We start from the raw sequence: 15696 nt of genomic DNA on the forward strand, positions 1-15696 counted from the left end.
AAAGCGATGCCTTTGTCGGCGAGCATGGCCTCGAATATCTCTTTGGCTACAGCTACCGCGACGAAAATGGAGCGTGGACCTACAAAGCCGATTGGGCTTTTGACCGCGAACAAGAGAAAGCGATCTTCGAGCGTTTTGTGGATTTTGTTGCGGAGCGGCAGAAGGCCCATCCTGATCTGCACATCTATCATTACGCCCCCTATGAGTCAGGCGCCCTCAGACGGCTAATGGGTCGCTACGCCACCCGTGAGTCCGAGATCGATGACATCCTGCGCGGCCATGTGCTGGTCGATCTCTACGCTGTCGTGCGCAATGCGCTGCGCGCTGGCGTCGAGAGTTATTCGATCAAGAAACTGGAGCCACTCTATGGATATGTCCGGAATACGGACCTGCCCGACGCCAACCTGGCACTGGCAAGCCTTCAAGCCGGACTTGAACTCGGTGACATTGAAGCCGTCAGCGCCGAAGTCCGTGCGACTGTGCAGTCCTATAACGAGGATGACTGCATCTCCACCATGGCACTGCGGGACTGGCTGGAAGAGCAGCGGCAAGAACTGATCGCTTCAGAGACAGACGTTCCTCGCCCAGAGCCTTCAAATCAACAAGTCAGCGAAGAGCTAACGGAGCGCCAGGAGGCTATCCAAGCGCTGATCGAGCGCTTGACTGGCGACATTTCCGCCGACATCGAAGAGCGGAGCGCTGAACAGCAGGCGCGTTGGGTTCTGGCCTATCTACTGGACTGGCATCGGCGCGAGCAGAAGGCGACCTGGTGGGAGTATTTCCGACTTGCCGATCTTACTGCCGACGAGCTGATCGACGAGCGCGTTGCGCTTTCCGGCCTGAGCTTCATCGGGACAGTTGACCAAACCAAGACGGGTATACCGATCGACCGATACCATTTTATACAGCAAGACACCGACCTGCGCGGCGAGGAAGGTTTGCGACAAGTGGGCGGCGACCCCATCGGCACAGCGGTCATGATCGACAGCGAGGCGCGTACAATCGACATCAAGAAATCCAAACAAACGGCGGGTATTCATCCTGCAGGTGTGTTTTCTTTCAAGAATTTCGATCACAAGGAACAGGCGGACGCGCTTTTCCGCATCGGAGAGCATGTTGCCGAACACGGGGTCATTGGCGATGGACCTTACCAAGCTGCGCGGTCACTGCTTCTTCGTGAGCCCCCACGCCTTGGAGCTTGGCCCATTCGGCAGACCGAAGAACTGCCCCTCGATGCAGGCGTGCGGATCGCCGATTTCCTCGAAGATGGAATCCTGCCCATTCAGGGTCCGCCCGGTACGGGCAAGACGCATACGGGTGCCCACATGATTTGCCGTCTTGTCGAGCGCGGGAAGAAAGTCGGGATCACAGCAAACTCACACAAGGTCATCCGCAATCTGCTCAGCAAGGTGGTCGAGGTTGCGGACAAGCAGGGTATCGCGCTCACTTGTATCCAGAAACCCGGAGAGCGGGAACCGGACCAGGACCGGCTAGTCTTTGCCCGCAAGAACGAGGATGTGTTCTCTGCTCTCGCCACAAACCGCGCCCATGTCGCGGGCGGGACAAGTTTCCTTTGGTCTCGCGCCGATGCCGCAGACACAATCGATGTGCTGGTGGTTGACGAAGCCGCACAGATGTCGCTGGCCAATGTGATCGCCGTGTCGCAAAGCGCCCGCACTTTGATCTTGCTCGGCGATCCGCAGCAACTCGATCAACCGACGCAGGGCTCTCACCCCGACGGAACCGGTGCCTCATCGCTGCAGCATATTCTCGGCGAAGAGCACACGATCGCGGAAGATGGGGGCTTGTTCCTCGAACAAACTTGGCGCCTGCATCCCGATATCTGCGCGTTCAACTCTGAACTGTTCTACGACGGCAAACTTGGCGCCAACCCAGACTGTGTGAAGCAAAAGATCAATGCCAAAGGACCAATCGGCGGCAGTGGCCTGCGCTACCTGCCGGTACAGCATTCCGGCAATCAGAGCTCTTCTATTGAGGAAGCAGACGCTACCGGGAAGCTGGTAAACGACATCCTTGCCAGTCAGCCTACTTGGATCGATCGCGACGGCGATGAGCATCTTGTTACAATCGAAGACATCCTGATCATTACACCCTACAACGCGCAAGTATTTGAGATTCAGCAGCGTCTGCCTGGCGCCAGGGTCGGAACCGTAGACAAGTTCCAGGGGCAGGAAGCGCCGATCGCCATCTACTCTATGGCAACGTCAAGCTACGCTGACGCGCCGCGCGGTATGGAATTCCTATACAGCGCCAACCGCTTCAACGTTGCGATCTCACGCGCCCAATGCGTCGCCATACTGATCGCCTCCCCTGAAGTGTTCGAGGCCGACTGCAATACCCCTCGCCAGATGCAACTGGCAAACGGGTTCTGCCGCTACCTGGAACTAGCAGAGACGCTTTCTGTTTAGTTTCGAAAGCCTTACACTGTCACAAGTGCCGCACTCGTCCGTTTTCATCAATTTCCAGCACAGGACCCACGCGCTCGAAGACAGAAGCAGACGATTCAAAATGCGTCATTGTATCAAGGGTGAAGCGGCCTTCGAGAAGATGAACATCGGTCCTTTCACCGCCTCCCTCCGATGAGAAACCGGCGTCGATGCCAATCCCGCCTCGGTCGGTCAGTAGATAGCGGGCATGAAAGTTCAGTCCGCCGGTTTTCTGCCTCCAGCGCAAAACCTTGATCTTCATCCCAACTGGAATCACGCCGCCGAATTTTCGTACCGCTTCACGTTCTATAGCGGCGGCGTCGGGGCAGTGTCCGTGTTCGCAATAGTGGATTTGGAAGTCTATCTCAGCCCCTCGAATGTGGTTCAGGAGTTCCCGCAGCGTGCGCTGATACTTTGCATTAAATGGGTCATAGTATTTGTCGACCAACAAGACATGGCGCGCGCAACTCAGCAAGGGAGCGACAGCACTTGTTATCGAGGCGGCTTCGCGGGGCACGCTGATGCTTCGTACGACTTCGAACAGAGGATGTGTTTCACTTACATCGTCCACTGCGACCACTTCTGGTACACCGGAAACGGTATCTCTCGCCACAATCGCGCGAAAGGGCGCGGCGGCATGTTCTCGCACGGCATTATCGAGCCACGTGCCACCGTCTGGATCATAGGGCCGACCGGCCCGCACAGATGCATGCGCCTTCAAAAGCCGCAACTTTTCGATGACACGCTTTTTTTCCACGGGCGGCAAGTCCGCCGCGGCTTCAATTGCCATAGGAAGCCACTTTTTCGGAAACTGCGACAAGAGACGTCCTCGATCGAACCCAAAAAGCTCGGCCAGGTATCGGCACGTCTTCCAATCTTCTGCAATGGCCGCGGGCTCTACCGCATATTCATAATGCATTAGAAGAGTTCCTCAGCCCGCTCATCGAAGAAGCCATGAGGCCATCGGTCGCGGAACTCTCCTTCTTCATCCACTCTCAGCGGTCGGAACTTGACACCATCGAGGCCGCTTTCAACGTATATTACTGAAAGATCATCTGGAGTGAGCCCTTCTACACCGGGCGGCAGCTCATTGTCCGTTTTCTCACGGATACGACGCAGCAGTCGAAGCATGATGTGTTCGCTATGCGTCTCTATCAAAAGGCTGCGCTCAGGCCCAACTGCCGGCTGCGGACCCTGCGTCGCTTCAATAAAGAGATCGCCTAGCCCAACTTGGATAGCCGGATGAATATGGAGTTCGGGCTGCTCAATCGCTATCAGCCCCTCAGGATCCATCAGGCACGCAACAACGACAGGCACCATCTGAGAGATACCTACCCCGACGTCGCTCGGAGCAACCAACACCCCTTTGTTCAGATCGAGAAGTCGAAACTCCTTGACGGACTTTAGCGACGCGTAGAGCTCCTGCAAATCGCCAAGGTCGTCCTCACCAATCCCTCGCTGAAAAAGCTGATGAAACCGGCTGGTGTTGGGGACTTGTTTGAAAGCCGTCTGCTGCAGCTGGTAGCCGGTACGCAATTTCAAATCCGACGAGAGCCAGTTATTCACACTTTCAAGCAAGTGTTCGGTCGTCTGAGAATTCAGCACATCCCAAGCGGCGAGGCCCTGTGCCCAACGGGACTCGTCAGGTGAAAGGCGCGGACGGTATGCTCGACTAGGAATTTCTCGGAGTGGCCCAATATAAGTCAGCGACTTTAGGTAGTCGCGTAAGATTCGGACAGGGCCAAGAACCATCTCGTCCAGAAGCGCGCTTAAACCTGCACGGCGATATGTCTCTAGGTCGAGTTCGTCGGCGGCGCGCAGTTCGTCGCTGTCTGACAGGCGCGGAACAGACGCTCCACGCGCATAACGCATCCGGATCAAGTTCTTGTCGAGCTCAACCAAATCGAGCGCAAGCGGACGGTCCAGATCGGGCAAGGCTCCGAATTCTGTATCCACCTTGACCCGAAACCGCACGCGGTCGTTGACTTGTGCATCCGCCACGATCTGACGGGAAAGCTCATAGAGTTCTATGCCGAGCGGCGACTTAAACGGGTCGCCCTTCTCAGCCTCCGGATCATATCCAAGCGCGGTTGGTAACCCTTCTTCCCAGTCTTCCGGCTCGTCGTCCGGATGAACCAGTTTTTCCAGCATCGGGTGCTGCCAATTGATATCGATCAGCTCGGCCTGACCTTCCTGAGGCGGGGACCGGAGAGTGGCCAGTTCGTCGCCGTTGTGTTCGACCGACATCTTCGCGACATAGGGGCCTTGGAGGAGATCGCTCCGGGCAACCTCGATGCCGATGCCCACCTCCTGCACGACGGCGTAGGTTTTCAGTTCCGTGTTTTCACCCGCGATGTATTGCACCGGCAGGCTTGTGAACTGCGGGTCTGACAAGTTGCCGCCAGAATTGAGCGGCAGTCGGTCGCTGCCCTGATCGTCACCGATATCGAGATGCACCTTGATGTGGATGGACCGACCGGTCTCATGCCCATGGACGAGGTTGGCAAAGCCACCGAGGTCAGTGAGGCCACCGGCGATCGTCTGGTCAGGGTCGGGGTTGTTGCGCTCGATTACTTCGCGCAGGTAGTGCAGCGCCTGCAGGATCGTACTTTTGCCCGCGCTGTTCGGGCCGAAGAGCAGCGTGATCGGCTTCAGGTCAATACTTTGGAGCGTGCCAATGCCCTTGAAGTTCTTAATTTCGATCCGGGTCAAACGCATGTCGGCACCTCAGAGTTCGCCGCGGAAGGCACGTTGTGACAAGGACTCGAAAAGATCTTCCCCGGAGCCATCCGGCGTTTGAGATTTGGCTTCAATTGCCCTCGCTTTCTGAAGCATGGCGACGAATCTGAGTTGCTCGGCCATTGGGGGCAAATTGATTTCCAGTTTTCGGATGATCCCGAGATTCAGGCCGTCCATGATCGCGCCCTTGTTGAAGGACTTGATCTGACGAATGATAAGCGGATCGGAATGGATCGCAAAGGAGAGGACTTCCGGGTGGATCAAATCCTTGTTGCAGGTAATCGTGGCAAGGTGCTTGGTCGTGATCGCTTCCGGTATGTCGTCTGGCACGACTGCGGAGCGACCGGTGGTGCCCATTATGGTGATTATTACGTCGCCTGGGAAAACCGTGTAGCGACGCAGTTCCTCGTACTTGGACGGCGTTATGAAGCGTCGTTCGGACCAGGCGAACTTGTTCTGCACCGCGTTGTCGATACCGAGGACCGCAATGCCCTCATCAACGAATTCGCCATGGCGAAGCGCACTGCCAAACGGTCCTGACCGGATCGCGCCCTTCCGATCTTCGGCAAGCACATCGATTTTGAATGGCTTCCATTTGTTATGGTTGGGATTGAGATGCCCAACGGTATGGACATAAGCCGACCTTAAAAAGTCACGTACCGCTTCAAGGAGGCGCACTCGCTTTCGCCGGATGCCGTCCGCTTTGTCAAGAATCTCTACAATCCGCCGTTGTTCACCAATTTCTGGAAGAGGTATTTTCAGATCTTCCAGAAAGTTGCGCGGCACGCGCTTTTGACCGGCGCTTCCGGTCATGCGTTCCTCGCCCTCTAACCTTATTCGACGAAGGCGAAGAAAATGAAGGAGATAGCGAGGGTCGGAAATGTTTTCTCTGCTGCGGATCACATGGAATTCGGTTGATCCGAAAGCAAAGTCGGTTCGCGTTTCCGCTAGCGCAATTTTACCGTTCTCAAAGCATGGTGTGATCTTTGCGACCAGAACATCTCCGGATCGAAAAGACGTGTAGCCCTTGGCTACCTCTTGGTGAGGTCGCGCCTCCGTAACTTCTATACGCCCATCCTCATGGACGGCTTGCATGGGGACAAAATCGTAGAGTTGCTCTGGATCAATCTCGCCAACCTTTGGAGCCTTTGGATTCACGAAAGCAGCTTCTTTGAGGCTTACCGCTTCGGTCATCAAAGCAGCTCCTCAAGTTCGGCAAGGTCACCGGCGATTTCATTGTTCAGCCGGTTCATTCGACTGAGGATTTCATGGGGGGGCTCGTAGTCCTCTTCTTCGTAGACGCGCTCCTTGTACCGACTTAGCGAGAGGTCATAGCCAGCTTCCTTGATCTCGGTAGCCGATACAAAGAATGCCTTCGAGGTTCTGTCCGTATCCTTCGCCGGGTTGCGGGAGCGCCAGCTGGCAAGACAATCCGGCAGGTCGTTCTCTTTCACCGGATCGCGCTTGTCGTCGAGCGAGAGACCATCGGCCTCGACGTCGTAGAAGAAAACGTTGTCGGTGCGTCCGCCTTTGGTGAAGACTAGGATGCCGGTGGACACACCCGCATAGGGCCTGAACACGCCGCTGGGGAGAGAGATCACGGCTTCCAGCTGGTTTTGGTCGACCAGCAGCTGGCGCAGTTGACGGTGCGCGCCGGAGGAGCCGAACAGCACCCCATCAGGCACGATCGTCGCCGACCGGCCGCCGGTGTTCAGCATGCGCAGGATCAGCGCGAGGAAGAGCAGCTCGGTCTTCTTCGTCTTGACCTGGCGCAGCAGCCCCGAATGCACGTCCTCGAAGTCGAGGCTGCCCTTAAAGGGGGGATTTGCAAGGATCACGTCGAAACCCTCGGTCGCCTGGCTCGGATACTTGTCCGTGAAGCCGGTGCTGAGCGTGTCTTGGTAGTGGATATCTGGATCATCCACCCCGTGCAGCATCAGGTTCATCGCCGCGATCCGCAGCATGGTCGCGTCGAAGTCGAAGCCATGGAACATGTTGCTGCGGATATGAGCGCGGTCCTCGTCGCTGAGCTTGTCGCCGATATAGATCTTCTCGACATTCCCGTTGTCCGGATCGGTCTCCTCAATCACCGCCTCAGGCGAGGTATAGGTTTCGAGCAGGTATTCCATGACGCTGACAAGGAAGCCGCCTGTGCCGCAGGACGGGTCGCCGACAACATCTGTCGGCTTCGGCTCGAGCAGATCGACCATCAGCCGGATGATGTGGCGCGGCGTGCGGAACTGGCCGTTGATGCCAGCCGTCGTCAGCTTGCTGAGCAGGTACTCGTAGAGGTCGCCCTTGGTGTCACCCTCGGTCAGCGGCAGCTCGTGGATCATGTTGACTGCCTTCACCAGAAGCCCCGGCTTCTGGATCATCAACTGCGCGTCCTTCATGAACTCGGCAAAGGCCGTGCCGCTGGCAACGGTGCTACGAAAATGCGGGAAGACTTCGTCGCGCACGAGTGGTAGCATCTGGTCGGACCCCGGTGCCGGAACTGCGACCAGCGCAGGTGCTGTTCGTCTTCCTTGAAGCGGCGCGTGAAAGGCTTTCCGCTCCGCTTCTGGCGGTTCTCGTCCCGCGCCTCATTGATGTCGAGGAGGCGCGCGTACATCAGGAACGTGATCTGCTCGATTACCGAAAGCGGGTTGGTGATCCCGCCCTGCCAGAATTCCGTCCAGAGCGCGTCGACGCGCCGCTTGAGATCACCCGTGATCATTGTTGTTTCCTCTCATTCGGGTTTTCGTCTTTGCGCTCGTCGACCTCGGGGCCAAAGGAGCGCACAATGTTGATAAGATCGGCAATGTCTGCCTCGTCATGGAACACGCCGTCCGGACCGTCGGCATCGACCACTGTGAAAGGGTCGTCGTAGAGCCGCTCGATCTCAATTGTGCCGTACCGTGCGATGTGGTTCTGCAACAGCGCAAGGAAGCGTGTCTGCTTCGCGCTGAGCTTCGGATGCTTCTGGACGAAGGCGGTGAATTTTTCCCGCACCGCTTCGGGATCCATCCCCACGATCATCCGGATCGCGAGATAGAGCGGTCCTGCAGTCTCGCTGAAGAACTCCTCAAGATGCTCACGCCGCACGTCTGGGTGTTGAGTTAGAACGAGCGATACGAGCGAGTCGATTTCGCGGTCGGACACTGCTTCGCCGGCACGGATCTTCTTAAGGACGGGGTCCGTCTCGAAGTGCTTCTTGAGCTCACCCTCGATGATTTGCTGATAAGCCTTCATATCGACCGTCCTCAAGGTGGTCGATCGACGGGCAAGCTGCATCTGGCTCGCATCCTCAGTGACATCGATCACCTTTGGCGGGACACCGCCCGCGCCACCCCGGGCGCGGTGATGCATGATCTCGCGCAGCGGTTCGCGCACTTCTTCGAGATCGGCAACATTGACGTCCGTCCAGAAGCTATCGGACTTCACCCGCTTGATGACATCAGCCTTTTCGCGCACAGGATTGAGGTGCATCTGCAGGACGCCCAGGCGGTCAAGAAGTTCGATCTTCAGATCGGCGAGCGCACCGGCACCGCGCAGCACGGCAATTTGCATGCGGGCAATCAACAGATCAAGAGCCAGCGCATCCCCTTTGCCCCGTATATCCCGCCACTGCATGAGAGGTGCGATCTCCTGGCGAAGACGCGCAACGGTCGTCGGAGCAAAGACCTTCAGCGTACCGGCCTCCGACAATGTGCGCTTTTCTTTCCACTTCTCAAGCACCGCGATCGACTCTTCGGGGAGGTCTTCTATGTCCTTCGCAATGAGGCCGATGATCTGCTCCGCAATGTTGGGCTCACTCTTGTTCAGCGCCGTCTCGGCAAGCTTGATACGTTCTTCAAAGACAAGCTGCGCAAGCGGCTTTGCCTGCGTCGGCTCGGCGGGTTTGTAGCCCATCTCGAAGCGCGCAAAGTTGCCCCAATGATCGAAGATGCGAAAGACCGACTTATCTTCGCCGGGTCCAAAGAGGTCCTCGCACAGACGTGTGCCCCGCCCGATCATCTGCCAGAACTTTACAGGCGACTTTACCGGCTTCGCGAAAACAAGATTCAGGATTTCAGGGATGTCGATCCCGGTATCGAGCATATCGACCGAGATCGCGATCGTAAGATCGTTGTTCGTTCCCTCGCCTTTGAAGTCATCGATCAGCTGCTCCGCCCTTGGATCATAATTGTCGATGACCTGGCAGAACTTGCCAGCATATTGCGGATACATCTCATCGAAGAGCTGTCGCATGAGCATGGCGTGTTGATGGTTGCGAGCGAAAATGATGCTCTTTCCCGGGACTTGGCCGGTCGCATCCCGCAACCCATTTTCCATGAGATTGCGCAGGATGGCGCGGTTCGTGTCCCTATTGTAAATGATCTTATCAATCTGCTCGGACGAAAAGTCGTATTGCGACGGATCTTCGCCCTGCTCTTCGAGCTCTTCGATTTGTTCCGGAGACAGACCGTCGAGGCGGATACCTTCACGTAAAAACTGAGTTGTGTGTTCGAAGACTTCGAAGGGTGTTAGGTACCCTTCTTCGACCGCGAGGTTCAAATCATAATTCGAGGTGGGCAGTTGGCCCTCACAGTCAAACAAACTGAACGTGCTGCGGGTCACGAAGTGAACCGGCGTCGCCGTCAGACCGACCTGGTGACAGTCGAAGTAGTGAAAGATGTCGCCGTAGACGTTGTAGATACTGCGATGGGATTCATCGGCGATAATTAGGTCAAAGAACCCCGTATCGAAGGACTGGAACACCTTTTGCATCGCCGGGTAGGTGGCAAGGAAAACCCGCTCGCTCGCATTGGATTTTACCCGCGAAGTGACGATACGCGTCGGCTCAGAGAGGAAATCGTTGAAGGCGTTCTTGGCCTGTTTGCGCAATTCTTTGCGGTCGCACAGGAACAGCACTCGCTTCACCCATCCTGCGCGGATCAGCAAGTCTGTCAAAGCGATCGCAACACGCGTCTTGCCGGTGCCGGTGGCCTGAACAACCAGCGCTTTGCGATGCTTCTTCGTGAACCGCTCTGATACCCGCTTGATGGCCTCAAACTGGTAAATTCGATCAACGATAGTTTCGTTAATCTCTATGGTATCGAGCGGCTCTTTCTGCTGCCGCTGATAATTCGCGAGGTGTTGCAAGCTGTCCTTGGAATAGAACCCATAGAGCTTACGAGGCGGGTAGTCCTGGGCGTCATCCCAAATCCAGATGTCAAACCCGTTGGTGTAGAAGATAACAGGACGGTGCTTGTGCTTCTTCTCCAGGCTATCCGCATAGAGCTTGGCCTGATGGCGCCCGCTTTCCGCATCGGCCGCGGTCTTCTTGGCCTCAATAACGGCTAGAGGATTGCCGTTGTCATCCCAGAGCACATAATCGGCATAGCCGATGCCGGTCTTGGTCGGCTGACCGTCCACTTCAACTTCTTTGCCAACTTGTTCTGTGTTGCTCAGCCCTTCACCAACATCCCAGCCAACGCTCGCCAGAAGGCTATCGATCAGGCGCGTACGCGTTTCGGCCTCGCTGAAGTGCAGTTCATCCGCGGCGCTCTGCGCCGATGCCGCCAATTTCTTCAGCTCTGCGGCTTCCTGCTCCGTTTCTAAAGCCGTTGCTCGTGCTTCTTCGAGCTCGGCAAGAAGCACATCCATTTGGGCTTCCTGGGCCGCGAGCTTTTCAAGGATGCGGCGCTTTTCCTTCGCCTCTGCCTGGCCCGGTGCCGCAGGTTGCACAAAGGCAGGTAACTGATCAGCCTTTTGCTTTCCGTACTGAATGCAAAGCCAGCGCGCGAGATCGTGGGCTTCTTTGAGAAGCCACAGGGCATGCTGCGCACGAACGGGCTCCCCATGGGCAGCCTTGTTGCCATGCATGCGTAGGGCGTGGAGCTTATCCAACACCACTTTTGGCGTGATCGCCTCGAACGCATGGTTCTTGAGCAGATCAACGAAGGTCGGCTGCTCCGGCTTGGGAAGTTTCAGATCGCGATAGATGTCCTTGGTCAAATTCTCTGCATACAGACGCAGCTTGACGAGCGCGCTTGCCGCGTCGGCATGCGCATAAGACTCGGCCAGCGCCCCGAGCTGCGCAAGCTCAGGCCAGTTCTGTCGAAGGATTTCGAAGTTCACAGATTTCATGCCATCGCCTCCATGAGCGCGGCATCAAATTCAGCACGGTTGGCCACTACCACCGGAATCTCATGCGGGTTATCGAGCTTGTCGGCCACATCAAGGCGCAGCCGTTTCTGAAAATAGTAAAGGAGGGCCTTGCGAACCGGCACCTTCACCTGCCCGCCACGCATCGCGTAGTCTTGGGCAATCACAGCCTGTTGGCTTTCGCTCAGCGCCGGGTTGGGCGCGAGCAAAACTTGGAACCGGTCATGCCACAGACGGTCATCTGCAGAACCTGCTCCGGCTGCCGCCGGGTTTCTGGTCTTGAGACACCGAGACAGGATGAAGTCCTTGAACTTAAGATCGATGTAGCAATAGGCACGCACGTGCCAACGTAGACCGTCATGACCGAATGAATGCGGCGTGATGCGTCGCCACTCGGGCGCAGGCCGCTTCACGCTCATCGATTGGTAACGGATTTCGAGAGACTGCCCTTCGCGAATTGCCGCCAAGACGGCGCGGAGGACCGGGACATCGATGCTTCGATGCGGAATTGGCATCGCATCAAATTCAGGCGCGGCAGCGAGCCAGGTTTCTTCCGGACCGTCATGGGAGCGCGTTAGAGCCCGAAGATGCGCGAGGTAGGTCGAGGCATCCGGCTCAAGGAAAACCGGCTTGAAGGCTTGCGACGCGCGATAGCGCTTCGCGCTTTTGTCGTATTGGAGGTTGCCCGGCGCCTTCTCTTCATAAAGTGTGAGGTCCTTGGAGGCCTGAGGCACCGACACACCGAACTGCTCGATGATGTCAGCACGGTTGATCCCGCCCTCCCAAAAGAGGCGAAACTCAATAAATTCCAACCGTTTTTCGACACCCCAGCGCATCGCTGCGTTACTCCATTCCTTGCGGCATCACCGATTCACTTGGGTTCGTTGATTGCCATATTTACTATATGGGTATAGTTTTTATACATATCAAGCCTTTTGTCAAGATCATTCGTTGCCTCCCGCCGCGGAGCAAGGCTGCATCGAACGGTTGGTTCAGAACGTGAGGCTTGAAAAGACTGGCAAATTCCTGAGGCGCTCAACCACCGTGGACGTGGGCGCAGCCAGGTCGATGGTTGCGAACCGCACAAGATGCCCCTGCAAAGCGGCGGCTTCGTCCACATCTAAGCCGATCGCCGGATATAGCAGCATGCCCTCCGAGCCCAGCGAGCGCGGATCATCTTCTCTCTCCTGGCTGCGGAGATAGGAGTAAAGCTGGTAAATGTGGCCAGTCTTGAACCGCTGCCCGTCACCATATTGCGCGCTTGTCAGGATATTCGTGAACTTGGTGTCGATAATGATGCGCCGGTCCTCGATCGCGTTTTCCAGTATTATGTCCGTCACCATCTTGGGCATGAACATACGCATGCCGGCTGAAGCCGCACCGATCGGCCAGTTGAACTGTTTGCCCGGGTAAACACGCCACCCCTCATCACGAGCCAGCTCGGACGCGAAGAAGTTGCCAACCGCCTTTTCGAACAGCTTCCGGAATTCCGTATCGTCACGCTGTGCTTTGAGAAGGGATCTTATGCCTTCCTGTTCCGTTGGCAGCACGAGGTCAAAAACGGCCCTTGCCAAAGAGACCATTAGCCTGTCTTCGGCCTCATGGCGCCCAATCTGATCTGTCGCCATGTCAGCGCGGGACGGTACTGTCCCGGAAACACCGGCCCTGCCTAGCACGCCCGCAAGTGTCTTGGTCCTGTGAGCAAGCGCAAAATCATCAAGCCGTACGCCGAGCACCGATAGGGCTGCTCGCACCAGACGATTGCGCGGCGTATCTATCGTCAGCTCCTCAAACCGGCACGCGATCTCACCACGACGAAATAGATCGTGGGACTTCGATTGCAGGATATCAATACGCCCCCGCACACGCTTGAGCGTATCTTCGCGGCGCCGATACCCGAAGCTTAGGTTCCGGCGCAGTCGAGTTTCAACGGCATGACAGAGAAGACGCGCAATCAGCGATTTGAAGTCCGGCGAGTCCTCGATCTCTGCCTCGAAGTGCCCCTGAAAGCGTGCGAGGTCATAAGCATAGAGAAACAAGAACCAGACATTGCGGACGGGAATCTTGTCGTAGGCAAGCTGCACTTCCGTGGTCTCGTCCCGCTCTTTGTCCAAGACAGTGCTCATAGGCCTTGGAGAAGCCGTGCTTTGGAGCTCGCGGCTTTATCGAGGTTGTCAAACCAGTACTCTTCCAGAAGCGGCGCGATCTCGGTTTCGACGATGCCGCGGAACCATTTCCTGGCATCGGGGATCGGCTCTCCCGGCACGGGAGTCACGTAGCTGTGCCCGATCTTGAATTGCGCGCCGAGCGACCGGTCGGCGGCGATCTCTTCGTTCAGCTCGGTCATGAGCTGCTGGACCAGTGACAGGGATGCATCATCCATCCCGGCCTGGTCTTTGCACCACTGGCGCCAGCTCTCATTCAGCGCTGTCTCAAGGGTGACGAATGCGAAGCGACGTCTCAGCGCCAGATCGACCAAGGCGAGTGAGCGGTCTGCGATATTCATGGTGCCGATCACAAACAGGTTGCGCGGGATGAAGATGCGCTCGCCGCGCTCATGGCGATAGGCGAGTTCGATTGCTTCCTCTTCGCTGCGTTTATCCTTTTCGAGCAGGGTCAACATCTCGCCGAAGATTTGCGCGGGATTCCCGCGATTGATCTCCTCGATGATGACAACAAAGGGACGATCCGGCTCGGCGCGGGCGGCCTCGACGGCCTCGAGGAAGACGCCATCTATGAGAGAGAGCTCACCGTTGCCGTCCGGACGCCAGCCACGAACAAAGTCCTCATAGGAGAGCGACTGGTGAAACTGGATCGAGCGCATCCGCTTGCGGATGACCGCCCGGTCTTTGGTGCCGATTAGCGCATAGCCCAGCCGCTTGGCGAGCCAGGTCTTTCCTGTGCCAGGCGGCCCCTGAAGTATGAGGTTCTTCTTCCCGCCCAGCCGTGACAACGCTGCGCTCAGGGCGTCTTCCGCAAGGAAGCAACCGTCGCCGAGAATGTCTGCGATGGCATAGGGCGTGATGTCCGCCTCTTCGATATCCGCTTCGGCTTCCTCTTCCTCTCGTTCGATCTCGGTCGCGGAGGTCGGGCGCGGCTTGTACTTCTTGGCAAAATACGGGACGCGCAGCCAGAAATCATAGTCCTGTTTGTGGTCGCCGAATGCGAACTGGATCAGCCTGCGCGCCAGCTCGTCCGAGGCGTCGGCTTCAACGACCGTCACGCGGTAGGTATAGAAGTACCAATCTTTGGTTTCATCCAGTGGTTCCCAGTCCACATTGACGGTGCGACCATCACCCAAGTTTTCGGTGATGGTGCCGATGGCCTTGATCCGCATGCACGAGACGGGTTTTTCGTGGTTCTCGAAAGGGAGGCTGTACTTCTTGACGAAGGACGCCTTGATCGCGATGCGATCGCCCGGCTTCATCCGCTCAACGTGCTCGATGAATTTATCCTGGTAGCCGTTCTGCCAAATGCCTTCCTTGTAGAAGCGCTCGGTCTGATCGTCGGTGCCGTTCCAGACCGCACCCACAAACCAGAAGCGCCGGTCGGGATCATCGAAGAGATCGCCGGGATCAGCCTCGACCGGCGCATTCTCATTGTCGGCATCGTCATCGCCCGCCGTCTTGTAGCGTGCATGGATGTCCCGGAAGAGCGCTATGGCCTCTTCCAGGTCCAGATAGGTCTCCCGGCCTTCTTGCGTGAGCTGCCAAATACCGCGTTTCTTGTTGTCAATGAGCCCGGCCTTGGCGAGGTAGAACCGCGCCCAGCCGATCTGGTTTTCATATTTTGACTGGCCGTTCTTATTGGTTGCCTTTAGCTCTTCATCGCTCAGCTCGGCGATATCCTTCACCCGCTCCATGACTTGCTTGGGCTCGGCGGAACCCCCGAGCGCGCGCAAGGCATCAAGGACCGGTCCGAAAAAATGCACAAAACGCGGACCACCGGACGCGGCTTGCCTTACCCCTTCCTCCGGTTCGAGCCCAAGGTCATCCGGCGCGGTTGGCGCCCACTCAAATAGAGCCTGTTGTTGCTCCTTCACGAACTCGGCTGGATTGGAAACGTCAAAGCCGTACATCTTCGCGGCGTTTACAAAGCCATCCCGCGCATCGCCTTCGAGCAAGCCTGTTTCGATATTGTCTTTGTTGACAACGATGGCGCTCGGCATGGGCCAGCCACGCTTGGCCGCGAGCTCTACCAAATCGCCGAGATGGTGATTCATGGCGCGGCGCACTTTGCTCCAGGTCGCCCCGTTGGCTTTGGCGAGATCGCCATAGCTTATGAACCGACGTTCCCGGGCTGAATCAAGAATCGTGCGATAGGTCGTTTGCAAATCGAGTTTGTCTGTCATGATGCGAAACTAATAAGATCGTCTTCATGC

The 15696-nt window shown here is 57.0% G+C and carries 10 protein-coding genes; 1 reads left to right on the plus strand and 9 read right to left on the minus strand.

Translation table 11 applies throughout. The features are described from left to right. A partial coding sequence (locus ACZ1HA_RS00395) for a TM0106 family RecB-like putative nuclease (protein ID WP_472712442.1) occupies window positions 1–2429 on the plus strand: 2429 nt, incomplete at its 5' end. Window positions 2430–2448: 19 nt separating this feature from the next. On the opposite strand, the gene ACZ1HA_RS00400 is transcribed toward ACZ1HA_RS00395, so the two are convergent. The 9 genes from ACZ1HA_RS00400 to ACZ1HA_RS00440 all read right to left on the minus strand — a co-directional run bounded on the left by ACZ1HA_RS00400 (window position 2449) and on the right by ACZ1HA_RS00440 (window position 15666). Further along, window positions 2449–3366, minus strand: coding sequence for a hypothetical protein (locus ACZ1HA_RS00400; protein WP_299882665.1), 918 nt, complete (start codon window positions 3364–3366; stop codon window positions 2449–2451). Further along, window positions 3366–5165: an AAA family ATPase gene (locus tag ACZ1HA_RS00405; RefSeq protein ID WP_472712443.1), complete on the minus strand. Its 1800-nt coding sequence runs from the start codon at window positions 5163–5165 to the stop codon at window positions 3366–3368. Before ACZ1HA_RS00405 ends, ACZ1HA_RS00400 begins: the two co-directional genes overlap by 1 nt. Window positions 5166–5174: 9 nt before the next feature. Further along, window positions 5175–6380, minus strand: coding sequence for a restriction endonuclease subunit S (locus ACZ1HA_RS00410; protein ID WP_299882669.1), 1206 nt, complete (start codon window positions 6378–6380; stop codon window positions 5175–5177). Further along, a complete protein-coding gene (locus tag ACZ1HA_RS00415; RefSeq protein WP_472712444.1) occupies window positions 6380–7645 on the minus strand; it encodes an HsdM family class I SAM-dependent methyltransferase in 1266 nt (421 codons plus the stop codon). Before ACZ1HA_RS00415 ends, ACZ1HA_RS00410 begins: the two co-directional genes overlap by 1 nt. After that, complete coding sequence (locus tag ACZ1HA_RS00420; protein ID WP_472712445.1) at window positions 7576–7902, minus strand: type I restriction-modification system subunit M N-terminal domain-containing protein; 327 nt, start codon at window positions 7900–7902, stop codon at window positions 7576–7578. The genes ACZ1HA_RS00415 and ACZ1HA_RS00420 overlap by 70 nt, the downstream gene beginning before the upstream one ends. After that, complete coding sequence (locus ACZ1HA_RS00425; RefSeq protein ID WP_299882673.1) at window positions 7899–11297, minus strand: DEAD/DEAH box helicase family protein; 3399 nt, start codon at window positions 11295–11297, stop codon at window positions 7899–7901. The genes ACZ1HA_RS00420 and ACZ1HA_RS00425 overlap by 4 nt, the downstream gene beginning before the upstream one ends. Continuing rightward, window positions 11294–12151, minus strand: a complete 858-nt coding sequence (locus ACZ1HA_RS00430) for a BrxR family helix-turn-helix transcriptional regulator (protein WP_299882675.1) — start codon at window positions 12149–12151, stop codon at window positions 11294–11296. The genes ACZ1HA_RS00425 and ACZ1HA_RS00430 overlap by 4 nt, the downstream gene beginning before the upstream one ends. Before the next feature lie 156 nt (window positions 12152–12307). After that, window positions 12308–13429 (minus strand): 5-methylcytosine restriction system specificity protein McrC, encoded by a 1122-nt coding sequence (locus ACZ1HA_RS00435; RefSeq protein ID WP_299882677.1) that lies wholly within the window; start codon window positions 13427–13429, stop codon window positions 12308–12310. A gap of 8 nt (window positions 13430–13437) precedes the next feature. Continuing rightward, window positions 13438–15666 carry an AAA family ATPase gene (locus tag ACZ1HA_RS00440; protein ID WP_472712446.1) on the minus strand — a complete coding sequence of 743 codons (2229 nt, stop codon included), beginning with the start codon at window positions 15664–15666 and terminating at the stop codon, window positions 13438–13440. Window positions 15667–15696 lie beyond the last annotated feature (30 nt).

Source organism: Roseobacter sp. S87 (genome assembly GCF_055693285.1).